At 32.9% G+C, this 23847-nt stretch carries 20 protein-coding genes; 8 read left to right on the top strand and 12 right to left on the bottom strand.

What is annotated here, in order from left to right; all coding sequences use genetic code 11:
• Positions 1-20: 20 nt before the first annotated feature.
• The 5 genes from C3L50_RS05200 to C3L50_RS05180 all read right to left on the bottom strand — a co-directional run bounded on the left by C3L50_RS05200 (position 21) and on the right by C3L50_RS05180 (position 3810).
• Positions 21-809 (bottom strand): transglutaminase domain-containing protein, encoded by a 789-nt coding sequence (locus C3L50_RS05200; protein WP_103805080.1) that lies wholly within the window; start codon positions 807-809, stop codon positions 21-23.
• Positions 810-960: 151 nt separating this feature from the next.
• Positions 961-1488: a menaquinone-dependent protoporphyrinogen IX dehydrogenase gene (gene hemG / locus C3L50_RS05195; protein ID WP_103805079.1), complete on the bottom strand. Its 528-nt coding sequence runs from the start codon at positions 1486-1488 to the stop codon at positions 961-963.
• A gap of 139 nt (positions 1489-1627) precedes the next feature.
• Positions 1628-2473 carry a hypothetical protein gene (locus C3L50_RS05190; protein WP_103805078.1) on the bottom strand — a complete coding sequence of 282 codons (846 nt, stop codon included), beginning with the start codon at positions 2471-2473 and terminating at the stop codon, positions 1628-1630.
• Between the two features lie 11 nt (positions 2474-2484).
• Entirely contained in the window at positions 2485-3303 is an 819-nt protein-coding gene (gene kdsA / locus C3L50_RS05185) for a 3-deoxy-8-phosphooctulonate synthase (protein ID WP_103805077.1), read from the bottom strand.
• A gap of 54 nt (positions 3304-3357) precedes the next feature.
• Complete coding sequence (locus C3L50_RS05180) at positions 3358-3810, bottom strand: 2-dehydro-3-deoxyphosphooctonate aldolase (RefSeq protein WP_103805076.1); 453 nt, start codon at positions 3808-3810, stop codon at positions 3358-3360.
• Between the two features lie 159 nt (positions 3811-3969).
• Between C3L50_RS05180 and C3L50_RS05175 the strand changes: the two genes are divergently transcribed.
• Positions 3970-4527 (top strand): YeeE/YedE family protein, encoded by a 558-nt coding sequence (locus tag C3L50_RS05175; protein ID WP_103805075.1) that lies wholly within the window; start codon positions 3970-3972, stop codon positions 4525-4527.
• 1 nt (position 4528) lies between these two features.
• Positions 4529-4942, top strand: coding sequence for a DUF6691 family protein (locus tag C3L50_RS05170; protein ID WP_103805074.1), 414 nt, complete (start codon positions 4529-4531; stop codon positions 4940-4942).
• A gap of 79 nt (positions 4943-5021) precedes the next feature.
• Here the strand turns inward: C3L50_RS05170 and C3L50_RS05165 are convergent, their stop codons facing one another.
• Both C3L50_RS05165 and prmA read right to left on the bottom strand, forming a co-directional pair.
• Entirely contained in the window at positions 5022-5297 is a 276-nt protein-coding gene (locus C3L50_RS05165) for an ATP-dependent Clp protease adaptor ClpS (protein WP_103805073.1), read from the bottom strand.
• 68 nt (positions 5298-5365) lie between these two features.
• Positions 5366-6199, bottom strand: a complete 834-nt coding sequence (prmA, locus tag C3L50_RS05160; protein WP_103805072.1) for a 50S ribosomal protein L11 methyltransferase — start codon at positions 6197-6199, stop codon at positions 5366-5368.
• Positions 6200-6361: 162 nt separating this feature from the next.
• On the opposite strand from prmA, the gene C3L50_RS05155 reads away from it, so the two are divergent.
• Positions 6362-7384 (top strand): quinone-dependent dihydroorotate dehydrogenase, encoded by a 1023-nt coding sequence (locus C3L50_RS05155; protein WP_103805071.1) that lies wholly within the window; start codon positions 6362-6364, stop codon positions 7382-7384.
• 77 nt (positions 7385-7461) lie between these two features.
• Here the strand turns inward: C3L50_RS05155 and C3L50_RS05150 are convergent, their stop codons facing one another.
• Positions 7462-7866, bottom strand: a complete 405-nt coding sequence (locus C3L50_RS05150) for a response regulator (protein WP_103805070.1) — start codon at positions 7864-7866, stop codon at positions 7462-7464.
• 1 nt (position 7867) lies between these two features.
• Positions 7868-9577 carry a PAS domain-containing sensor histidine kinase gene (locus tag C3L50_RS05145; RefSeq protein ID WP_103805069.1) on the bottom strand — a complete coding sequence of 570 codons (1710 nt, stop codon included), beginning with the start codon at positions 9575-9577 and terminating at the stop codon, positions 7868-7870.
• A 159-nt stretch (positions 9578-9736) separates the two neighbouring features.
• Here C3L50_RS05145 and typA point away from each other — a divergent pair, with 159 nt between their 5' ends.
• On the top strand, positions 9737-11533 hold the full coding sequence (gene typA, locus C3L50_RS05140) for a translational GTPase TypA (RefSeq protein ID WP_103805068.1): 1797 nt from the start codon (positions 9737-9739) through the stop codon (positions 11531-11533).
• 89 nt (positions 11534-11622) lie between these two features.
• On the opposite strand, the gene C3L50_RS05135 is transcribed toward typA, so the two are convergent.
• On the bottom strand, positions 11623-16584 hold the full coding sequence (locus tag C3L50_RS05135; RefSeq protein WP_103805067.1) for a T9SS type B sorting domain-containing protein: 4962 nt from the start codon (positions 16582-16584) through the stop codon (positions 11623-11625).
• Between the two features lie 24 nt (positions 16585-16608).
• Complete coding sequence (locus C3L50_RS05130) at positions 16609-18924, bottom strand: T9SS type B sorting domain-containing protein (protein WP_103805066.1); 2316 nt, start codon at positions 18922-18924, stop codon at positions 16609-16611.
• Between the two features lie 152 nt (positions 18925-19076).
• Between C3L50_RS05130 and C3L50_RS05125 the strand changes: the two genes are divergently transcribed.
• Entirely contained in the window at positions 19077-20126 is a 1050-nt protein-coding gene (locus C3L50_RS05125) for a hypothetical protein (RefSeq protein WP_103805065.1), read from the top strand.
• 166 nt (positions 20127-20292) lie between these two features.
• Here C3L50_RS05125 and C3L50_RS05120 read toward each other — a convergent pair whose 3' ends face one another.
• Complete coding sequence (locus C3L50_RS05120) at positions 20293-20532, bottom strand: hypothetical protein (protein WP_103805064.1); 240 nt, start codon at positions 20530-20532, stop codon at positions 20293-20295.
• Between the two features lie 285 nt (positions 20533-20817).
• Here C3L50_RS05120 and C3L50_RS05115 point away from each other — a divergent pair, with 285 nt between their 5' ends.
• The 3 genes from C3L50_RS05115 to mnmA all read left to right on the top strand — a co-directional run bounded on the left by C3L50_RS05115 (position 20818) and on the right by mnmA (position 23835).
• On the top strand, positions 20818-21531 hold the full coding sequence (locus C3L50_RS05115; protein ID WP_103805063.1) for a toxin-antitoxin system YwqK family antitoxin: 714 nt from the start codon (positions 20818-20820) through the stop codon (positions 21529-21531).
• A gap of 69 nt (positions 21532-21600) precedes the next feature.
• Positions 21601-22530 (top strand): alpha/beta hydrolase, encoded by a 930-nt coding sequence (locus C3L50_RS05110; protein WP_243400339.1) that lies wholly within the window; start codon positions 21601-21603, stop codon positions 22528-22530.
• 117 nt (positions 22531-22647) lie between these two features.
• Positions 22648-23835, top strand: a complete 1188-nt coding sequence (mnmA, locus tag C3L50_RS05105; protein ID WP_103805061.1) for a tRNA 2-thiouridine(34) synthase MnmA — start codon at positions 22648-22650, stop codon at positions 23833-23835.
• Positions 23836-23847 lie beyond the last annotated feature (12 nt).

Below are 23847 nucleotides of genomic sequence, written 5' to 3'. Positions count from 1 at the left end.
AGTTTTATAGCATAAAGGGTTTAAAAATTCTCAGGAAATTCAAATCGATATCCTTTGCCTAAAAGAATAAGTAATCCATGAATGATTGATACTGGAAAAAAATCTAGTTTATCAAGGAAATAATCGACGGTTTTATTATCATAATTGGTAATGATAAAAGGCATTGAATTGGAGAGTATGAATATATTTAAAAGGTTGTTGTCGGTAGTGTCAAGTCCGTTTAAAGGTCTAATGTCAATTTGTTTTTTTTCTTTTTTCAGTTGCATATATTCTAGCGTTGACAAAGGAATGTCTAGTTCGGATTGATAAAATAGGCAGGACTTTGCCACGTCTATCATAATCCATTTTTGAAATTCAGGGCAGTAAACTTCATTAAACGAATGTCCTCCTGAGACTTTTGGGTCAGTCGATAGGCTTTTTAGTCCCCATTCTTTTACTTTTATATTGTTTATAACGCAAAAATTTGAAAAAATTTGGGAAAAATCGCTGCAAACCCCTCCTTCACCTTTTATCATTTTGTGTAAAGCTGTTGCCGATGATTTGCCTAATCCTGGTCCACCTTTTATGTTCTTTTTTAGCCAAATAGCTATTGTTTTGGTTTTTTCAAAATCGCTTAATTTCTCGCTTATTTCGTTAAATATTAAGTCGTTTGTTTCGTAAAATAGTTTTGGAATATTATTTTTCTTATTGATGTCATTATAACAAAAGTTGTTGATGTCATTCAAAGAAACATTTTTAGATACTAATCTAAAACGGATTTTATATAATAAGGGGTGTCTTTTTAAGTACCAATTTAGAGGTTTGCTCATATTAGAAGATAAATTTAGACTGCTTTTTGTATCTAAAAAGGCAATATAATTGATTTTGAAATTATAGTGTTTTATAATTTTCTAAAGTAATACAAAAATTATCTGCAAACTACTAAAAAAGCTTTAAAAGGAAAAAATAATCGACCAAATGTTATTTGATATGAATTGAATTTGCAAATTCCTTGACTTTTCCCCAATCGGTGTATTCGATTTTGGTTTTTGAATTTGTAGGGCCTTTTGTCATCCACATTATCAATTGTATCATCAATCTGTCTGTAAAGGGATATTTTTGATAGTCTAATTTTCCAGCAAATACAGCCGATTTTTTTGGAACCCAATCGATTTCTTTCAAGAATTTAATAAAATAGGGATTGGTTTCTGGGCTAGCTTTTTCAGGTTTTCTTGCCACAAGATTGACTGAAAAAAAGGCATTTTCTACTTTTTCGAGTGCACTTTTATTTTGGTTTATGAATTCGATTATTTTTGGATTGTGTTTGCCATAGCGAATGCTAGCGCCAATAATAAACGTATCGAAATCGGTTACTTTTTTGTCGAAATTTTCAGTAGTAAAAAGTGCTACAGTGTATCCTTTTTCGACTAAAAGATCTTGAATAAACCTGCAAATTTTCAGAGTTTGACCATCTACGGTAGCGTACAGAATTCCAATTTTCGGTTTCATATAGTCGAAATTTTTGTGTACTAATTTAAGAATTAATCTTTGTAAAACCGATTAGAATGCAACTAATTATTTGAATTTAAAGTTGGTATAAACAAAAAAATCTCCTAATTAGGAGATTTTAATTTGTATTGAAATAGATTTATAATCTAAAAATTCCGCCAAGAGCAATGATGGTTTCTCCATAGAAAAATTCTTGCTTAGCACTATCAGAAGTACTTTTAGTTGTTCTAATATTGGGCATATTAATATAACCACCTTTCAAATCGCCTTCGATTGTGAAATATTTGAAAAATGTAAAGTTGATTCCCGCTTTTATAGAAGTGCCATAACCAGCTACATTAAAATCATCGTGTCTTTCTTTGCCCATAAGTGTTGTGTTGGTTTTTGGATATAAGGCACCAAAACCAAAGCCACCATTGATGTTTATCTGAAATTTATCGGTGTTTTTTATGCCAAACCATTTTGAGATGTCATCTTGACGGGCAATTTCTGCATATACATAATTTAAACCATCGGTGTGTTCAAACATTAGAAACTCTTCTGTCATCACCGTTGGTGTGTTTGCATAACTCCCATTGAAAGGAGGATTGCCGTTTATTATTCCTGTAATATTAGCCGTCTGATTTTGAGTCATTACATATTTCATATGGTCAACTCCAATAGAAATACTGTATTTGTCGGTAAAAAAGTAGCCTAATTTAAAATTGGTCTGAGGAATTGTCATTCGACCAGGTGTGATGTAATCCACATGCCATCCTTTTGGTTTGTCGTGAGCTGTTGCACTTTGGACTACAAAATTGTAATCATCGCCCATGAAGTGAATGTCAGAGTCGGTAAATTTTTCTCTATTTCCACCCCAGGAAATAGTGAATTTTCCCTTGTTATGAGAAGTATATCTTTCTTTTGCGATGGTGTCGTTTTGAGCGAAAGAGTTCAGGGAAATACAAAAAAATAATAAAGCTGAAAATGTAATTGAAGTTTTCAAAATAGATTAATTTAAAATTGATTTATGGTTTTTCGGATGGCGACTAGTTTGGTCATTAAAGCTTCGAAATAGTCTAGATGAAGCATATTGGCACCATCACTTTTAGCATTAGCAGGGTCAAAATGAGTTTCAATAAAAATACCATCAACACCGACTGCGATTCCGGCTTTGGCAATGGTTTCAATCATATCGGGTCTTCCGCCAGTAACTCCAGCAGTTTGATTGGGTTGTTGCAAGGAGTGAGTCACATCCAGAACGGTAGTAGCATAGTTTTGCATGGTTGGTATTCCTCTGAAATCTACAATCATATCTTGGTAGCCAAACATGGTTCCTCTATCGGTTACCATCACATTTTGGTTGTTGCAATCCAATACTTTTTGAACCGCATGTTTCATGCTTTCAGGACTCATAAATTGTCCTTTTTTTAGGTTGACCACTTTTCCAGTATTGGCAGCAGCCACAACCAAATCGGTTTGGCGCACTAAGAAAGCTGGAATTTGCAATACATCAACATATTGGGCAGCTATTTCGGCATCTTCATTAGTGTGAATATCAGTTACAGTAGGAACACCAAAATTTTTAGATATTTTTTCAAGTATTTTTAGTGCTTTTTCGTCTCCAATTCCCGAAAAGCTATCAATTCTAGAGCGATTGGCTTTTTTAAATGACCCTTTAAAAACAAAAGGAATTTCTAGTTTGTCAGTAATTGAAACTAATTTTTCGGCAATTTTCATCGCCATTTCTTCACCTTCAATGGCGCAAGGTCCTGCTAGTAGAAAGAAGTTTCCGCTGTCTGTATGTTTTATTTGTGGAATATTGAGTATGTTCATAGTGTGGTTTTTCAGAAGGCAAAGATAGTTATGATTTATGGTTTTGAAATCAAATTATTTTTTTTTCAAACTAAGTCCTACCGGAACCATTAACACTCCTTTTTCGTAAATATTTAAATATAATGTTACAGGATTTTTTTGTCCTTTCCATCTTAATTGGTAAACATCAAGAAAACCAGCGCCCATATTGCTTCTTTTTGTTGGAAAAGGGCAGCAACTTTCAAGTTTTGTATAGGTGATTTGTTCGCCATTTGGTCCTGCCAACGCATTCAAGAATCGTTGTTGATTTATCGTTTCGTTGCTAGTGTTTCCATAAAAAATATTGATAGGATAATCTTTATCGTAGCCGTATTTTTTGTCTTTGCTGTACTCCTTAATCTCAAAAGTTTCATTATTTATTAATCTTGGTGTTGGAGCATTGTCATCTACATTTTTAAGGGTCGATTTTGTACTTGTGCACGAACTGATACTAATTAGAAGAGCAATAAGAAGGGCTGTTTTTTTCATAATCTTACTATAGGGATTTATAGGATTTTGTTGTCAAATAAATGCAGTGTAATTTAATTGCAAATTTATGAGGTATTGCTAGCATAAACAACAATTATGCCTTAATTATTCATTTTAATAAAATTAGAATTATTATTTTAGCCAAATAAATACAATATTATGGAGATTTTATTTCAAACTTGGCCTTGGTATGTTTCGGGGTTTTTGATAGGAATGGTAATGCTAAGTTTAATTTATTTTGGAAAGACTTTTGGGATGTCCTCTAACTTACGTTCGTTATGTGCAATGTCGGGTTTAGGAAAAAAAGTGGGTTTTTTTGACTTTGATTGGAAAGCACAGCGTTGGAATTTATATGTGGTTTTAGGCGCAATGTTAGGTGGTTTTGTTGCGGTTCATTTTATGAGTGATGCTTCTAATGTGGCTATTAATCCCAAAACAATTGCACAATTGACGCAACTTGGAATTGACGCTCCAAACGGAAAATTATTGCCGGATGCCTTGTTTTCAAATGCTATTTTTCAATCTCCAAAAAGCATTTTTATTTTAATAATTGGAGGTATTCTAATTGGTTTTGGTACACGTTATGCTAGCGGATGCACTTCGGGACACGCTATTTATGGTTTGAGTAGTTTGCAATTACCGTCCTTGAAAGCTGTGATTGGATTCTTTATTGGAGGGTTAATAATGGCACATTTTATTTTACCTTTAATTTTTTAGTATGAAAGCATTAAAATATATAGTTGTCGGATTTATTTTTGGAATTGTTTTGACAAAATCAGAGGCGGTTTCTTGGTATCGAATTTATGAAATGTTCATGTTTCAATCTTTTCATATGTATGGAATAATTATGGTTGCGATTGTTACAGGTGTCATTGGAATCCAAATTATTAAAAGAAAAAATATAAAAGATTTTAAAGGTTTTCCAATTGAAATTATTCCAAAAGAACCTGGTTCAACTCGATTTTGGGTAGGGGGAATTTTCTTTGGTCTTGGCTGGGCATTGGTAGGAGCTTGTCCTGGACCGATATTTATACTTCTTGGAGCTGGATTTTTGCCTTTGTTGTTAGTTCTCTTTGGAGCACTTTTTGGAACGTTTTTATATGGATTGATAAAAGATAAATTACCTCATTAAACAAAATAAAAGTGACATAAAAAAAACAGGATTCTCTTTTTGAAAATCCTGTTTTTTTTATGATTATTAAACTAAACAATTAAATTATTTCAGCGCTTAAACCTGCTTCCAGTAATTGGGTGCATTGTGGTTTCAATTTTTCTAAAACATCTGTTTTTACCGTACATTTTCCGTTATAATGAACTATTAATGAGCATTGTTCTGCTTGTTCGGGAGTATGGTTGCAAACCCTAATTAAGGTTTCGATAACGTGATCAAAAGTGTTTACATCGTCATTATATACTATAATTTCGTTGTTTATTGAAGTTGCTTCTTTCTGGCTGACTTTTACTCTTGTTTTTTCTATAGTACTCATTTTTAAATAATTGTAGGTTATAAATAAAAATAATGCTGGCTTTGTTTAATTTTTTCGATTTTAGTGCACTAATTTACAAATTTTAAAGATACCCAATTGTTTCTTTCAAATTTTTTAACGTATGTTAATCCTTTTTCAGTACAAGAAGCGTCTATAAACGGAATGTCTTCGGTGTAAAATCCACTCAGTAGCAAAGTTCCTTTTGGATTTAGACAATCTACATAGCTTTGCATATCATTCAACAAAATATTTCGGTTGATGTTAGCTATAATTAAATCGTATTTTTTGTCTTTCAACAAGGCAGCATCACCTTCATAAACAGTAATGTGTTCGCAATTATTGCGTTCTGCATTTTCAATAGAATTCAAATAACACCAATTGTCAATATCGATAGCATCAATAGGTTGAGCGCCTTTCATTTCGGCTAAAATTGCTAAAATGGCTGTTCCGCAACCCATATCCAGCGTCTTCATTCCAGTGACATCAATTTCTAATAAATGCTGAATCATCATATGTGTGGTTTCGTGATGACCAGTTCCGAAACTCATTTTGGGTTCGATAACAATATCAAATTCGGCTTTGGTTTTGGGATGAAATGGTGCGCGAACGTGGCAATTTCCATCTACATCAATCGGCTCAAAATTCTTTTCCCATTCTTCGTTCCAATTTACTTGATCAATTTCTTGTACTTCATAAGAAATAGTAAATTCTGGCGATTTTAAAATGAACAAATCGTCTAGAATTCCTTCTGACCAAAGATCTTTTTGAATATAAGCAACAATACCAAAATCAGTATCGATAAAACTTTCGAAAGGTAACTCGCCAAGTTCGGCAACCAAAATTTCTGAACCTAGTTCTTTGGGTTCAACTGTAAAATGGTAGCCTAAATAGATGTTTGACATATAAATTTATTTTTTTTGCAAAGGTAATAAAAAAGTTGGCAGTGAACAGAGGTCAGTTTGCAGTTTTGGTCACCAATAAATAGGTTATTGGAAAATTAATTTCGTGTAAATATTTATAATTCGATAAGATAATTCTATTTTTGCACCACAACTTATTATATTATGTACAAGCAAATTATCCGTCCTCTATTTTTTTGTTTTGATCCCGAAAAAGTGCATTATTTTACTTTTTCATTAATTCGAAATGTATCCAAAATACCAGGAATTCCATCACTTTTTAGATCTTTATATGTTGTAGATGACAAACGATTAGAAACCGAAGTCTTTGGCTTAAAGTTTAAAAACCCCGTTGGATTAGCAGCAGGAATGGACAAAGGCGCTACTTTGTATAACGAATTGTCTAATCTAGGTTTTGGATTTATTGAAATTGGAACCATTACACCAAAAGCGCAAGATGGAAATCCTAAAAAGCGTATTTTTCGCCTAACAGAAGACAATGCACTTATTAATAGAATGGGGTTCAATAATGCAGGTGTTCAGGATGCAGTTGAAAGATTAAAGAAAAACAAAGGCGTTCTTATTGGTGGAAACATTGGCAAAAATAAAGTAACTCCTAATGAAGAGGCTACTTCGGATTACCTCATTTGCTTTGATGCTTTATATGATTATGTCGATTATTTTGTGGTTAATGTAAGTTCGCCCAACACACCCAATCTTCGAGAATTGCAGGAAAAAGAGCCGTTGAAACAATTGTTGCAAACCTTGCAAAATCAGAATTTAACAAAGTCAAAGCAAAAACCAATTCTTTTGAAAATTGCTCCCGATTTGACCGATTCGCAATTGTTAGATATTATTGATATTGTTAAAGAAACCAAAATTGCAGGTGTAATTGCTACTAATACCACTTTATCTCGTGTAGGATTGCAATCACCAAACAAAGTAGAAACAGGAGGAATGTCGGGAAGACCATTGCGAAATCGTTCGACTGAAGTGATTCGTTTTCTTTCCGAAAAAAGCAATAAAGCCTTTCCTATTATTGGAGTAGGAGGAATACATTCTGCCGATGATGCTATCGAAAAATTGAATGCAGGAGCAAGTTTAATCCAACTTTATACAGGATTTATTTATGAAGGCCCTGCATTAATAAAAGCAATCAATAAGAAGATTTTAGAGAAAATGCAGTAATCGAAAGGTGTCTCAAAAGACCAATTAATAAATCGGTAAATGTGGTCTCAAAAATAGTTTTTTTTGCAAGAAATGAATTAAAATTGAATTTTATCTTTTAAATATTCAAGCATTTCTTTTGAGATTGGTTTGGGTAAAAAATCAATTACTAGTGGGTATTTTTTTGATTTTTCTAAATCTCCAGGATCTATTGTTGAGGAGAGGATAATTATTTTGGTGTTATGAAACTCTGCATATTTTTCGGTATTAAAGGCTTCTAAAAACTCCCAACCATTCATAATAGGCATGTTTAAATCCAAAAAAATTAATTCTGGTTTTGTAATTGTTTTATCTGATGTTTTGAGTGTGTCAAAGAAATTAAGGGCATCTTCTCCGTTTTTTGCTGTGGCTATTTCATTTGAAAAAGTAGCTTTTGCAATTACCATTTTGCATAGCATTAGCGTAATCTGATCGTCATCAATGCATAAAATCTTATTGAGCATTTTATTTGTTTTTAAACGTTAATGTAAATGTGGTTCCAATATCTACTTTGCTTTCTATACTAATTGTACCTCCCATAGTTTCAACTTGCGATTTTACTAGGTAAAGCCCTAATCCTTTGCTATCAGGGTAATCATGAAACCTTTGATATAGTCCAAAAATTTTATCTTTATTTCTTTCTAAATCAATACCTATTCCATTATCCTTGAAGATTAAAATAACACTATTTTCTATTTGATGTGCAGAAATGTTTATTTTTAATTTTCGAGTTTCAGATTTGTATTTGATTGAATTGGTCAATAGGTTTAATAGAATACTTTCTAAATAAGATTTATTGGTATTGAGGAAAGTTACTTCTTCAAAATTGAATTTTATAATAGGTTTATGTAATCCAATTAGAAAATCCAATTGACTAAATACGTCTTCAAAAATGTCTTTTAGCAATAGCGATTGTTTTTCGATCGAAGGGTTGTCTTTGATGATAATTACTCTTACTAAATCATTTATGGTTTCGTTTAATAAATGAGTTGATTTGTTAAAGCCGTCAATAATTTCTTTAAGCTCTTGATTTTCAATAGGGATATCTTTAATTAAGTTTAGTAACCCAGTTAAATTTGACAGAGGAGCCCTAAGATTGTGTGAGGTGATGTATGAAAATTGCTGTAAATCTTTATTATTCTGGGTTAATTCCTTAATTAATTGTTCTTTTTCTACTTCCTGTTTTTTTTCTTCTGTGACATCTCTTTGTATTGAAACCCAGTGTGAAAGTTCGCCATCAGAATTATATACTGGCAGCATATTGAAATTAACCCAATAGGGTTCATTGTTTTTCTTGTAACTTAGTGTTTCAATATGGCATTCTTGCTTATTTTTTATAGCTTTTATTAGAGTATTATGGTCTTCTGGATTTGAATTTGGACCTATAAAAATTTCAGGAGATTTTCCAATAATTTCGTCTGAAGTGTATCCTGATATGACAGAAAAAGCGGGATTTATATAAACAATGTCGGGTATTTTACCTTCATTCAAATTGGCTTCGGTAATAATTATAGAGTCTTTTGTATGTGTAATAACGGTTTCTAACAGTTTTAGTCGCTGTTCTTCTTCTTTTTGTTTGGTAATATCTTGAATGGCTCCTATCATTCGTACTGATTTTCCGGTTTCATCTTTTAAAATAAAGCCTCTATCTAAAACGTACTTATAAGTGCCATCTGCACATTTAAAGCGATATTGATCTTGCCATTTTTCGGTTTTTTGTTCAATAAAAGAATATAATTTAATAGACATTTTGATGGTGTCTTCTGGGTGTATATTATCAAACCACCATTTTGAACTTTTGCCTACTTCTTCTTGTTTGTATCCAAAGACAGCTTCGATTCCTTTGTTCCAGGTCATGGTGTCTTCTAAAATTTTCCAATCCCAAATGATATCACTAGTAGCTTTTGATACAATATCATATCTTTCATTAGACTCTTTGATCTCATTATTTGTATTTTTTAATTTTCTGTAAATCTCGGAGTTTTTAATGTTGTTTTTATGCAAAACAAACCTAAGAAGTATGCCAGAAACCACTATAAATAGAAGGTCATTTATAAAACTGAAAGCAAGTGGATTTGATGGAATTATTATTTTAAAAAATTCGCGGTATAGAATAGCCAAAATAATGGATACTATTATATAGAGAATGGTTATTTTGTTGGTGTTATTTTTCATTATTCAAATATAATTAATTTATGTTATTATTTATAATCATTCAAAACTTATTTCTACAGGTTTGATATTTAGATAAAAAGGTTAACAAATTGCAAACAATAATATAAAGATTTTTTATATAGAAATAAAGTGTACCTTTGCACCCATTAAAATTTACAGATGGAAGCTATTAGAAACATTGCAATTATTGCCCACGTCGATCACGGTAAAACAACTTTGGTTGATAAAATTATGTATCACTGTCAGTTATTTCGCGACAATGAGAATACAGGTGACTTAATCCTAGATAACAACGACTTAGAGCGCGAAAGAGGTATTACTATTACTTCAAAAAATGTTTCAGTAGTTTACAAAGGAACAAAAATTAATATTATTGATACTCCTGGTCACGCCGATTTTGGTGGAGAAGTTGAAAGAGTTCTAAATATGGCAGACGGTGTTTGTCTTCTTGTAGATGCTTTTGAAGGACCAATGCCACAAACTCGTTTTGTATTGCAAAAAGCTATTGATTTAGGTTTAAAACCTTGCGTGGTTATCAATAAAGTAGATAAAGAAAACTGTACTCCTGAAGAAGTTCACGAGAAAGTTTTCGACTTAATGTTTGAATTAGGTGCTGAAGAATGGCAGTTGGATTTTCCAACCGTTTATGGTTCAGCTAAAAATAACTGGATGTCTGATGATTGGAAAAACCAAACTGAAAACATAGAGCCTTTATTGGATATGGTTATCCAAAATGTACCAGCTCCTAAAGTATCTGAAGGAACTCCACAAATGTTGATTACATCTCTAGACTTCTCTGCATTTACAGGACGTATCGCGATTGGTCGTTTAGAAAGAGGTATTTTAAAAGAAGGTATGCCAATCTCATTAGTTAAAAGAGATGGTACTATAAGTAAGTCAAGAATCAAAGAATTACACACTTTTGAAGGTCTTGGACGTAAAAAAGTTCAAGAAGTTATTGCAGGTGATATTTGTGCCATCATTGGAGTGGAAGGTTTTGAAATTGGTGATACTATCGCTGATTATGAAAGCCCAGAAGGTCTAAAAACGATTGATATTGACGAGCCTACGATGAGTATGTTGTTCACTATTAACGATTCACCTTTCTTTGGTAAAGAAGGTAAATTTGTAACATCTCGTCATATTAGAGAACGTTTGACAAAAGAATTAGAGAAAAACTTGGCAATGAAATTGGGTGAAACCGATTCTGCTGATAAATTTATGGTTTTTGGTCGTGGTGTACTTCACTTGTCTGTTCTTATTGAAACAATGAGAAGAGAAGGCTATGAGTTGCAAATCGGTCAGCCACAAGTTATCATCAAAGAAATTGATGGTAAAAAATGTGAGCCAATTGAGGAATTAACAATCGACTTACCAGAAAATCTTTCAGGTAGAGCTGTCGAATTTGTTACTATGCGCAAAGGAGAAATGTTGAGTATGGAAACCAAAGGAGATCGTATGGTTGTAAAATTCAACATTCCATCACGTGGAATTATTGGATTGCGTAATCAATTGCTTACTGCAACTGCTGGTGAGGCTATTATGGCGCACCGTTTTATAGGGTATGAGCCTTACAAAGGGGAAATTGCTGGACGTAACAAAGGTTCATTAATTTCTATGGAAAAAGGAAAAGCTATTCCTTATTCTATCGATAAATTACAAGATCGTGGTAAATTCTTCGTTGAACCAAATGCTGAAATCTATGAAGGTCAGGTAATTGGAGAAAACTCTCGTGGCGATGATATGTGTGTAAACGTAACTAAAGAGAAAAAACAATCTAACGTTCGTTCTTCTGGAAATGATGAAAAAGCTAGAATTATCCCTCCAATTATTTTCTCTCTTGAAGAAGCTTTAGAGTACATTCAAAAAGACGAATATGTAGAGGTTACACCAAAATCAATTCGTTTGAGAAAAATTTATTTGACTGAAACAGATAGAAAAAGATTTAAAATATAATTCTATTTTAAATTTCAATATAGAAATCCCAAATTCCAACTGGAACTTGGGATTTTTTTTTGGAATTTAAAAATTGGGATTTAATAAAGTTATCGTTTCAAACTAAAATGCCCTTTAGCTTCTCGGCCATCTTCTAGTTTTATGGTGTACCAATAATCGTCACCTGGCATTGGGCTTCCGTTGAAAGTACCATCCCAACCTTCGCTCGACGATGGAACCCATTGTTTGAGCAGTTTTCCGTATCGGTCAAAAATGTATATCGTTGAGTTACTATTAAAATCTGCATTTACACCTTTTACACCCCAATAATCATTGTAGCCATCGCCATTAGGAGTAAAGAATTTTGGAACACTAACCACTGCAATTGTTCTGTCAATAGTTCCACAGCCATTTTTGTCACGGATGTAAATGGTGTGAATGCCAGCCGAAACATTTGTAAAGAAATTCGAATCCTGAAAATAGCTTGTAGGTTCATCTAAACTATATTCGTAATCGCCTAATCCAGAAACGTTTACTGTAATGGTATTGATGTCTGTCATATCTACTATTATGGTACTGTCAATCTTTGCAACATCTGATGCTGTAACTTGAATCTTTCTAGATCTTCCACAACCAACGCTATTTATAACTTCTACTGTGTATAATCCTTCAGTATTTACATCTAAAGTGTAGTTTGTTTCACCAGGCAAAATGATTCCGTCTTTTGACCAAACATAAGTATAGTTATTTGTTGAAGATCCATCTTGGATTCCCGCATTGAGTTGTATATAAAATGTTGGAATATTTGAGCAAACTAATTCGTCGTCGTTTTTATCAGTGTTTAAATTGATATTTGGTAGTGGATCTACTATAAAAGGAATGATTAGTGTTGCTACACAGGTTGTGTTTATTGGATTTTCAACGGTTACTTTTATGTTTTGTGTTTTTGTTTGGAACGGATTGGGTAGCGGACTTGATAAAGCATTTCCGTTTTCGTCATAGTATTTAACGATCATTCCTGTTTGAGAGCCTAAAATTGTTGCTTCGAAAGTAGAGGTGTCAAATCTAAATTTTCCGTCTTGGGTTAAAGGATCTATTTCATCATCACAAACGGATGTCAATGAAACAGGTATTGGAAATGCTTCTGGCAAATCATCTACGATGAATTCAATGGTGGTTTCATCATTACATTTTAAAGAGGAATTATTGGTAACAACTGCCTTAATAATTTGTGAATTCGAATCGAAAGTAGCAGGAAATGGGCTTGTTATCAAGATTCCGTTAGCATCTTTCAAAGGATTATTTGACGCATCAAAATAGGTCACCGTAACCGGAAATGATTGATTGCTTCCTAATAAAGTACTTTCTAAAGTTGCTGTATTAAATTTAAAAATTCCATCCTGATTGTCGTCGCATTGCCTTGGAATAACAACAGCATTTGCGAAAGGTAATTTCTCAACTGTTAAAGTCACAAAGGGTCCTAAGCCAAAACAAGCATTGTCAACATCGCTATCGACACGAACCCAAATGTCTTGTGTGTTTGGATAGCCAATATTTCGATAATTGGTAATATCGGTAATAACATTTAGTTCAGACAAAGCATCTGCTTGATTACGGTAATAGGTTATGGAATAATTTCCTACTGTAGGAAGCAATGCTTGAATATCGGTTGTCACACTGCTAAAATTAAATGTAGAAACACCATCTCTTTTGTTGTTATTAGCATTATTTGCTCCGTTTAAATCTAACAAATCATCACAAACTTCGAAAGTTCTTTTAAAAGTTATTGGAATTTGGGTCGCTAAAACTTTTAAGGTGATTTGAGCAGTTCTGAAACAACCATTTTTATTCACAACCCTTGCCCAAACTGGCATTGTTCCAGGTGTTGTATTTGTAAAAGCCAATGGAGTTGTAATTAATTGTGTTGGGTCGGCAGTATTGGCTCCAGATAATGTTTTATAGTAAGTGAACGTTTCATTCGCAAAATCAGTAGAAATCTCATTATTTTTTACTGTAAGATTAAAGGAGGAAATGGCATCTAAATCGTCATCACATTGCACAATACTGATGTCTTTTACGGTTGGTAAAGCAAGTATGGTCAAAGTAGTTTCAGCCGAAGTCAATCCACAAGAATTTCCTGTTTTATTTAGTACCACACGATATTTATATCCGTTCATTGCATTGGTAATGCCTGTTATTATTAGTGGATTAGCAGTAACATCAGGATAAGTTGCATCGTTTGCGAGGTTGTTCCAATTGACACCGTCTGTCGAAAGTTGCCATTGATAGGTATTTCCGCCATTGTCAACTATCGTTGCTAAAGCATTTTGTAATTCGCAAGTGGGGGCAATTGCAGGTTGTTTTGTTATTACAATGGGTGCCGAAATTAAATAATTTGGATTTGGAATAGAATAAGGAGCGCCTATAACTAAACCATTCAAGTCAACAGTTAAAGGGGAATTTCCAAATTTTCCATCAGCATCAGCATCTGTAAAACCGGCTTCGATTACATCAGAACATAAATCTTTATCACTATCTAAGTCGCGGTAATTTCTAATTCCATCTGCGTCTAAATCATTTTCAGTTTCTACTGAATCCAAGATTCCATCATTGTCACTATCTAAATCTAAATAATCTAAAACGCCATCATTATCAGAATCAACAGGTGTTAATCCGGGTTCAAAAACATTGTCAATACCATTGTTGTTGGTATCCGTATTTGAAATAACAACAGTAGCATTTACTTGAGCTTCTATTATGTCTTGAATTCCATCATTGTCGCTATCAGTATCTATTTGATCAGGAATTCCATCATTGTCAGAATCCTTTGGAATGCAAGGGGCAAAAAACTTAAAACTTGATTTATTAGGCTCAGTTTCCGATAGATTTTTATGTGTTATACTTATGGAATTTGCTAAATAAGTTAAAACTTTGAAAGTTCCAGTGCCAGCCGCTAAAGGAATTGTATTGTTTAATCGAAATCGAATTTCAAACGACGAATATTCAGTAACACCAGTTTCATATATTCCATCATAGTTAACGTCAATTAATAGTTGATTATCAGGATTGAGTACCGTTATTGTTTTGTTAACTTCGGAATTGATAACATATTCAGCATTTGAATTTAATAAATCGGTTGCATTTGCCGTAGAAACATATTCAATTCCAACACTCATAGGTTTTGCAAAGGTCATTTTGTAGGTTACACTATTGTCTTTCCCGGCTGGTATTTCAGTGATGAAACTACCGTCTGCACTTCCTGTAAATGTTCCTATTGGCAAGTCAGTTCCTGTAGTTGTTGTTACTCCTGTAAACGAATTGGAGTAGGTATTATTGATTATATTTCCTGCATTTGAATTCGAAACATCTATGTTTTGATTGCCAAAAGATTCGGTGCAATTTAGGATTCCATCATTGTCATTATCTAAATCAATATTGTCGCAGGATTTGTCATTGTCTTGATTAGTAGGGCATTCGCTAACGGGAATTTTATCAGAAAAGATAAAACCATTGCTTGGACAACCAGAAATGGCGCCTCTAACTTGATAATAGCCGGGTGTTGTTGGTGTAAATGAGTTGTTTGTAGCTCCTGGAATAGCAACATCATTTTCGTACCATTGAAAGGTGTCGTAGGAAGATAATGTGTTTATTTTCAATACAACATTAGGAATACAAGAAGAATTGGTTACCGATATTTTATCAGATACTACTTCTGGTTTTAGGTCAAAACCTGAGTAATAACCACCATAAGTAGCTGCTCCATTGGTGCCAAAGTAAGAAACATAAACTTGCTTAGTTGATTTTACTGAAATGTTGCCTTTTAATCCAGATACTGAATAGCGCTCAAATCCAGGATTTCCAGTAATTGCCGTTGCTGCCCCTGCTGAAGTTAATATCCCATTTTGATATACTTTTACAAGAGCCCCTGTCTCGGTCACAATGTTCAAACTTCCATTATAAGTTACATTTCCTATGGATTGAATTGATGGAATATTATCGACAGAATTTGGTGTGGCACAATTTAAAGGTGGTACAAAAAATAAATTTTGATTGGCGGGCACGTTTGATCCTGCAATACTTTGATAGGCAAACACATTTTCAGTTGTTGAGGCATATAAATTGCTATTTATGAATTGACTGCCATCAATAACAACATAATCTCCAGGATTTGCTAAAGTAGTATATGGGGTTGTGCTTCCATTCAAAAAAACATCTGTATTTGGAATTTGAGCAATAAGTAAAACTCTTTCTAATTCGTCTGTTCCGATGCCTTTTACGAAAACATAATCTTTACCTGTTTTATCAAAAGAAACTATTTGATCAAAACCAACATCTCTTCCGTTTGTACTTGTACTATTAGTTCCGCCAAACGATCCTGAATTTACGACTACCGATTTATCAGATTCTACTAATGCTCCAATTATTTTTGAGCAATTAGAAGGAAAGTTGTTGCCTGAATAGTTTTCTAAGCCCATTACATAGCTTTCATTTTTATTTAATGTAACTGTAATTGGGGCAGTGTAAATTGTTCCGTCTGTAAAGATGGTTCCTATTGGAAAATCAGAAATAGTAACTTTGGTATTGTTTTCTGTGGCTAATATTGAAGCAAAATTGAGCAAACTGGAATCTACATTTGGATTTAACATGGCTCCTAATCTGAAAATCTTGCCTAATGCACTATTTCCTTTAGATACAAGGCCTCCAGCGTGAGCTCCACCTCCAGCATTAGTTCTCATACTAACATAAATTAGGTCTTCCGCTTCAATCGTATAGCCTTTATTGCTAATTTTTCCTATGATATTTTTAGGAGTAAATAATTGAGAGCTGCTTCCTGAACCAATACTGTATATATAAGGATTGCTATTGCTTACTACTCCAGTGATTATCGCACCACCATTTTCAATAATTTTAAAATTTACATTATTAGTGTTAGGAGTAGAAATATATAAATAATGGTCATTGACAATGTTATTTGAAGATGCCGTGATAGGTGGTATATAATGAGTTTTGCTAAACTGTGCAAAACAACTTATAGATATAAAAACAAACAGTAGTAGAGCAATTTTTTTCATTGGATAAAAATAATAAAATAATTGCTATCTCTTTAATGAAAAATGCCCTTTTATTATTTTTCCGTCGCCAAAATTGAGATGAAACCAATAATCGGATGCCGGTAATGGCAATTCATTAAAAGTTCCATTCCATCCAGCACTTTTTGCCGAAATTTGCTTCAATAATTTGCCATATCTATCAAAAACACTAACAACTGCATTTGGAAATAAATCAAGATTTTTTATTTTCCAAAGATCATTATAACCATCGCCATTTGGAGTGAAAAATCGAGGATAATCTAAAACATAAACAGTAAATGGAGCCGATAATCCGCAACCGTTTTTGTCTCGGGCAACTGCAAAATATTTTCCGGGAGCAATTCCTGTAAACAATGCATTGTCTTGAAAATAAGAACCATCTAGCGAAAATTCATAAGTGCCAATTCCAGTATATTCCAATAAAACCGAATTTTCGTTGCCAGTAAAATCATTTACAGTAACATTGCTAATTGTTGCTATTTCGGAACTTGTTACAGTAAATTTTTTAATTGCTTTACAACCATTTGAATTGGTAACTGTAACCGAATAATTTCCAGCCGAATTGACTGTAATCTGATTTGTTGTATCTCCAGTATTCCATAAATAACTCGAAAAACCTGTCGCAACGCTTAAATCAGTTGAAGAACCAAGACATACAAAACTAGTTTCATCTTGAAAATTAGCTGGACTAAAGGTGTTTACAATAAGGGTTATGGGAGTAATTCCGTAACAATCTGGGCCATTTACAATTCGTGCTTGAATAATTTGTTGGTTTGCTGTAGTATTCTTGAAAAGATTGGGCAACGCATTTTTTTGCGAAATGGCATCGGTAGAATTGTAATAATATTCAATATTCATCCCAGCGGGTAAACCACTCAAAAGTTGGGGCGAAACTTGAGCATTCAAATCAAATTGATACAAACCATCTTGAACTGCATCGTCATCGCAAGTTGAAACTGGATTTTGGTTTACTATGCTATTATTTGCAATGATAAGGCTAAGTCGAGCATAATTGGCACAGCCAAAAGTGTTGGTAACTCTAGCAAATAGAGTAGGAATTGTAGGTTTGTTGGTATAAGCTGTTGGAACTAAAATAGGATTTATATTTGCTTTTGCATTCGTTAAAGATTCGTAATAAACAACAGGACTTAAAGTACTATTGTTGTTTTTTATGATGTTATCCACTTTGGTCAAATCAAAAATCGAGATTCCGTCATTATTGTCATCACATTGTGCTAAAGTTGCGTCTGACAGTATAATTTCTGGTGCATATTCAATTCTTATTTCATCTGTTGCCATACAGCTTGCAGGCGAAAAAATTACTTCTACTTTGTAAGTTCCAGTATCTGTTACTGATAGAGTTGGTTTTGTTTCGCCAACTATTTCTGCGTTGTTTTTAAACCATTTATAAGTATAGCTTGCAGGCAATTGGGTATCAATAGTAAATATTTCTCCAAAACAAATTGGATTGATTGCTACTAATCGGTCGGGACCTATGTCAATTTTTGGAGAAAAACTTCCTGCTTTAAGAAAAACAGCCGAATCATAATATTCGTTAATATCATTGGCAATAACTAATTTTATGTGATAACTTTTTCCTGCTATAACGGTGGTTTGTGAATTCATAATGACCGTTTGTCCAGCATAATTTATGGGACTTGAGTTGTTATTAAAATTACTGAAATAATTCTCGTTTATGGCTGCACAACCATTATAAATTCCCGACGGAAGAATGGTAGGATGAATATTGGTCGAAGAAACTGGCGTTCGAGTTCCCGGAATTACGGCTAGATTGTCATAAACTGAACCGGGACTATTTTCTTTAATTAAAAAAGCAAATCCATCAGTATATCGACAAGAACCTGTATCGGCATATTCTGTTGAAGCAAAAATATAATCAAAGCTTAAAAAATTGGTCAGCGGTACGAAATCGAATTCCAATACGGTTGCAGTTACTGATGAAACTCCCAATATTTGATTCAAATCAGCATCGCCTGACCAGCTACCATCATTGTCGTTGCCATTGGTGAAATTATAAGGCCCAATTGCTTTTTTTGCATATTGAGTGCTTAATATAACACCTTCTGAAAATGGGAAACTTCCGCCAGCGTTATTAAAATAGCCATAACTATTTTGGCCAACAGGCGAAGTATCTCCAGTTGCAGCATAATTTGAAACCGAAGCACAAGAACTATTTACCAACACATTTTCGACTAGTTGTTGAGCGGTATAACTGTCGTCAACCGTAATATTTTGTGCTGATACAAATAGTGTATTGCAGTAAATAAAACCAAATAAAAGTAGTGTTTGCACCCATTTCATAGTGTTACAAAGATACTACAAATCTGTATTTATAAAAAGGAATGATTCATTTGCTAATTTCAACCAATAAGATGCTAAAAAGTGAGGTATTTTGCATTCAAGTATGAATTCACAACTGATAATACTGTAAATTTGTATCAAATTTTTTCAAAATGAGTGAAGAACAATTAATGGTTTTTAAAAAGCCAACTTATCCAATAAATAATTTGTTTTTAGATTATTTAGAACGATTTGATCGAGTGTCTAAAGTTTCTATTTTTTATGATGATTTATTGCGTTTCTCGGGGTCTATAACTGTGTTTGACAAAAATAATGTAGATACTTTATGGATTCGGGTTTATTATAATGAGTTTGAAAGGAATGAAATTGATTTGAATTTAAAAAAAATATATTCTTACCTTCATTCTGATGGAAATTCAGACATCATAAAGTTTTTGAATGTGGACGCTATCGACTATTGCACTTTCGGAAACTCAAAACCCTTTCGCATTAAAGTTAGAAACATTCTCAACGATAATTACACTTATTTTTATGTAAAAAAAGCCGATGCTTCAAGAGTTTATGGTTTAGAATTAGAACATATTCTTTCGCCTGACAAAATACATTTTCTAGTTTACAAAGACACTTTGATCGAAGAGCATATTATGGGAATTCCCGGCGATGTCTTTATGGAAACGCTGTTGAAAAATTGCTCCGAAGTCGAAAAAGCACAAATTGCTAAAGAGTTTGTCAAGTTTAATGAACGTTGTATGATTCGACTTCTTGGAGATATGCGTGCTTATAATTATGTAATTGTTCCCATTCACGATTTCGATCAAGTGGTTTTTAGAATTCGCCCCATAGATTTTGACCAGCAATGTTACGAAGGAAATTTGAAAGTGTATCGGCCTCAGTTTTTTAAGGAAAATTATCCAATGGTAAAATTGGTTAAAGATAAATTAGAGAACAGTTCCATCGAACAATATAAAAGCGAAGAGCGCGCTGCTTTGGCCAAAAGAATTTTTTCGGCAGAGACTCGTATCAAGAAATTATTGCAAATTATGGGGAACGATATTATTGCCCCTGATAGTCATGTAGATCAATTGAAACTGGAATTGTATCGATTAACCCACGATGTCAATTTTAAAAGAGCAAAATCTATGGGAAATGTGCTCCACTCAGCTTTCGATTTTATCACCCGAAATTATAAAAACATATATTAAATAATTGTCTGAAAAACACCTATTTAGGAATTAAAATGGTTATAAACGTTGCTTGATTTCCATAATTCGAGACATACGTTTTTTATTTGCCGTTTGTTTTAATAGCAATAGACTTTTTATAAGTAGTAGTATCAGCATCTTTTTGGGGCTTTAGGATGTGAATAAATTAAATTGAATAATTTCTTTTTCGATACAATTGGATTAAAGCTTCATTAATATCTTTGAGTTCTGGCGTGAGAAAAATTTTAGTACCGTGAAGATCATTAGTCAATTCTAGACCACAAATAGAGCATTTATATTCTCTAAAATGGCCCGTTACATTTCGGGTAGTGATGATTTTATGTCCCAAAACAGAACACAAAATTTTACTTGAGAGATTAATTCTTTTTAAGTTAAATGTATTCATAATGAGTGTGTTAAGATTAGAATAGTAAATCTATAACATGAACGATAAAAACACAAATAAAACCGATTAAATACATATTTTTATCAATTAAAGATAAATAAGATTACAAATAACATATAAATTTATTGCTAAAATTATAATAAAGATAAAAAAGAGGGAAGATGAAAACTACTTGGTTTTTTCTCTATCGAAATGTATTTTAGCATAATTTTTGACCTTTAAAATCGTTTAATAAGTGATGTAGTGCAAATTGCATATGACCAATAAAAACAATAAATAAAATCGATGAAAGCATTGTGTAAAATAGGAATATTTGTTTTGATTTTTTTAAATTTCAATTGTATTCTAGCTCAAGCTAATTTCAATAAATTAGATGAAAATGGCAAGAAAAATGGGTTGTGGAAAGGATTTTATGAAGATACCAAAAATCCAAAATACGAAGGAACTTTCGAACACGGAAAAGAGGTAGGTACTTTTACTTTTTTTGACAATACTAAAACCAAAATTGTCATTGCTACTCGCGAATTCAACCCTACAGACAATTCGGCTTACACCATATTTTATGACCAACTCAAAAATAAAGTAAGCGAAGGCAAAGTCGTCAATAAGGTATATGAAGGCCAATGGAAATATTATCATAAGGCTTCAAAAACCGTAATGACAATCGAAAATTACAGCAAAGGAAAACTCGAAGGTTTGCGATCTGTTTTTTATCCTAATGGAAAAATTGCCGAAGAAATAGTATATAAAAATGACCTGAAAAATGGCCCTTATAAAAGATATACTGAATCTGGAATCATCATCGAAGAATCCAATTACATCAACAATCAGTATGAAGGATTAGCTATTTTTAGAGATCCAGATGATGGAACAATTGTTTCCAAAGGAAAATTTGTTAATGGAAAAAAAGCTGGAATTTGGCAGTTTTTTGCCAAAGGGAAATTGGTTAAAGAGGAGAATATGAGTTATCCACAAAGTGTTTCGAAAACCAAAAAGTAATTTATTTCATACATGAAAGTACTTAAAAAGCGTATTAAAATCGTTAGGTTTTTGTTAAGCATCTTTATAATGATGAATATCATTGCATTTTTTCACGCTTATAAATTTACTCACTTCACAGAGAATAATTCTGAAAAAACTAAAAGTCCAGAAAAATTATCGACAATAGAAAAAGTAAAAACTTTGTTTTTTGGAGTAAATAATATAAAACCCAAAAATGTTAAATTCCCATCTCAAGAATATGAAATTGTAATACTGAAAAGCAATAAAGAAATTGAATGTTGGTTAATTAAAAATAAATATTCGAAAGGTACAATTGTATTGTTTCACGGTTATGGCGGAGAAAAATCTTCATTGATTACTAAATCTGATGAATTTATAAAACAAGGTTTTAGCACTTTGCTTGTAGATTTTATGGGAAGTGGAAATTCAGAAGGAAATCAAACTACAATTGGTTATAAAGAAGCCGAACAAGTAAAAACAGTATTTGATTATTTAACTAAAACGGGTGAAAAAAATATTTATTTATTTGGAACCTCAATGGGTTCAGTTGCAATAATGAAATGCATTAATGATAATAAAATTAAACCAAAAGGAATAATAATTGAATGTCCATTTGGTTCTATGTATGATACGGTTTGTGCAAGATTTAATAAAATGAACGTACCAACTTTTCCAATGGCTGGAATTTTATTGTTTTGGGGTGGAATACAAAATGGATTTTGGGGATTTAGCCATAATCCTACAGAATATGCTAAAAGTATAAATTGCCCCACTTTATTACTTTATGGAGAAAAAGATAAAAGTGTAAGCCGAAAAGAAATTGATGAAATTTATTTTAATTTGAAAGGAATAAAAAAATTAAATATTTATAAAGAAACAGGACACGAAAACTATTTGATAAAAAATAAAATAGAGTGGAATAGAAATGTAATTGAGTTTTTCAAAACCATTGAAAGTAAAAACAGTAAACAACATCTTGATCTAGATAAATCGTAAAAATACTTTCCTCTTTCTAGTAAATCTTCCCAACAAAAGGTTAATCCTATTTTAACCACCAATCCTTCCGTAAATCTTTGTAACTTTGCAACCTTGTAAAATTATAATTATTTCAAAATGAAACGTGTCGTTGTAGGACTTTCAGGTGGTGTAGATTCAAGTGTTGCGGCCTATTTGTTGCAGCAACAAGGCTATGAAGTCATAGGGCTTTTTATGAAAAATTGGCATGACGATTCAGTTACTATTTCCAATGATTGTCCGTGGCTCGAAGATAGTAATGATGCATTATTAGTTGCCGAAAAATTAGGCATTCCTTTCCAAACGGTTGATTTAAGCGAAGAATACAAAGAAAAAATCGTGGATTATATGTTCAATGAATATGAAAAAGGGCGCACTCCAAACCCAGATGTACTTTGCAATCGCGAAATAAAATTTGATGTTTTTATGAAAATCGCTTTAAGTCTTGGTGCCGATTTCGTGGCAACAGGTCATTATTGCCGAAAAGGAGAAACCGAAGTCAATGGCGAAAAAGTCTATCAGCTTTTGGCTGGAGCCGATACTAATAAAGACCAATCTTATTTTCTTTGTCAATTATCGCAAGAACAATTGGCAAAATCCTTGTTTCCAATAGGCGAATTAACAAAACCCGAAGTGCGTGAAATCGCTCTAGAATTGGATTTGGTAACCGCCGATAAGAAAGATTCACAAGGTTTGTGTTTCATTGGAAAAGTAAGATTACCCGAATTTTTACAACAAAAATTGCAACCCAAAGACGGAATCATTTACCAAATAGATAAAGAGTCACCGATTTATAATTTAGAGAAACCAGCCCATCTTTCTGTTGAAGAAGCATTAGCCTTCGATGCCAAAAAAATAGATTATACTCCAGAAATGGGGAAAGTGGTAGGCAAACATCAAGGCGCACATTATTTTACCATCGGTCAAAGAAAAGGGCTCAATGTGGGCGGAACAACCGATCCATTGTTCATCATTTCAACTGATGTAGAAACCAATTCTATTTACACCGGATTGACCAGTCAACATCCAGGATTGTTCAGAAAAGCGTTGTTTATAGAAAAATACGAAGTGCATTGGATTCGCACTGATTTGGCTTTAGCCAATGGAGAAACAATGGAAGTAATGGCTAGAATTCGCTACCGTCAACCTTTGCAAAAAGCAACTTTGCACCAATTCGAAGGTGGAATGTACGTAGCCTTTGATGAACCTCAATCCGCCATCACCGAAGGGCAATTCGTAGCTTGGTATTTAGAAGATGAATTAGTAGGTTCGGGAGTTATTTCCTAAATTAGTATTTTA

The organism is Flavobacterium alvei (assembly GCF_002920895.1).
GTDB classification, from domain to species: Bacteria; Bacteroidota; Bacteroidia; order Flavobacteriales; family Flavobacteriaceae; genus Flavobacterium; species Flavobacterium alvei.
This window is presented reverse-complemented; position numbering and strand designations above follow the sequence as displayed.

Coding starts and splice junctions, on each gene's coding strand:
- C3L50_RS05200 (WP_103805080.1), bottom strand. CDS start 809: ATGAGCAAACCTCTAAATTGGTACTTAAAAAGACACCCCTTATTATAT.
- hemG (WP_103805079.1), bottom strand. CDS start 1,488: ATGAAACCGAAAATTGGAATTCTGTACGCTACCGTAGATGGTCAAACT.
- kdsA (WP_103805077.1), bottom strand. CDS start 3,303: ATGAACATACTCAATATTCCACAAATAAAACATACAGACAGCGGAAAC.
- C3L50_RS05180 (WP_103805076.1), bottom strand. CDS start 3,810: ATGAAAAAAACAGCCCTTCTTATTGCTCTTCTAATTAGTATCAGTTCG.
- C3L50_RS05175 (WP_103805075.1), top strand. CDS start 3,970: ATGGAGATTTTATTTCAAACTTGGCCTTGGTATGTTTCGGGGTTTTTG.
- C3L50_RS05170 (WP_103805074.1), top strand. CDS start 4,529: ATGAAAGCATTAAAATATATAGTTGTCGGATTTATTTTTGGAATTGTT.
- C3L50_RS05165 (WP_103805073.1), bottom strand. CDS start 5,297: ATGAGTACTATAGAAAAAACAAGAGTAAAAGTCAGCCAGAAAGAAGCA.
- prmA (WP_103805072.1), bottom strand. CDS start 6,199: ATGTCAAACATCTATTTAGGCTACCATTTTACAGTTGAACCCAAAGAA.
- C3L50_RS05155 (WP_103805071.1), top strand. CDS start 6,362: ATGTACAAGCAAATTATCCGTCCTCTATTTTTTTGTTTTGATCCCGAA.
- C3L50_RS05150 (WP_103805070.1), bottom strand. CDS start 7,866: ATGCTCAATAAGATTTTATGCATTGATGACGATCAGATTACGCTAATG.
- C3L50_RS05145 (WP_103805069.1), bottom strand. CDS start 9,577: ATGAAAAATAACACCAACAAAATAACCATTCTCTATATAATAGTATCC.
- typA (WP_103805068.1), top strand. CDS start 9,737: ATGGAAGCTATTAGAAACATTGCAATTATTGCCCACGTCGATCACGGT.
- C3L50_RS05135 (WP_103805067.1), bottom strand. CDS start 16,584: ATGAAAAAAATTGCTCTACTACTGTTTGTTTTTATATCTATAAGTTGT.
- C3L50_RS05130 (WP_103805066.1), bottom strand. CDS start 18,924: ATGAAATGGGTGCAAACACTACTTTTATTTGGTTTTATTTACTGCAAT.
- C3L50_RS05125 (WP_103805065.1), top strand. CDS start 19,077: ATGAGTGAAGAACAATTAATGGTTTTTAAAAAGCCAACTTATCCAATA.
- C3L50_RS05120 (WP_103805064.1), bottom strand. CDS start 20,532: ATGAATACATTTAACTTAAAAAGAATTAATCTCTCAAGTAAAATTTTG.
- C3L50_RS05115 (WP_103805063.1), top strand. CDS start 20,818: ATGAAAGCATTGTGTAAAATAGGAATATTTGTTTTGATTTTTTTAAAT.
- C3L50_RS05110 (WP_243400339.1), top strand. CDS start 21,601: ATGATGAATATCATTGCATTTTTTCACGCTTATAAATTTACTCACTTC.
- mnmA (WP_103805061.1), top strand. CDS start 22,648: ATGAAACGTGTCGTTGTAGGACTTTCAGGTGGTGTAGATTCAAGTGTT.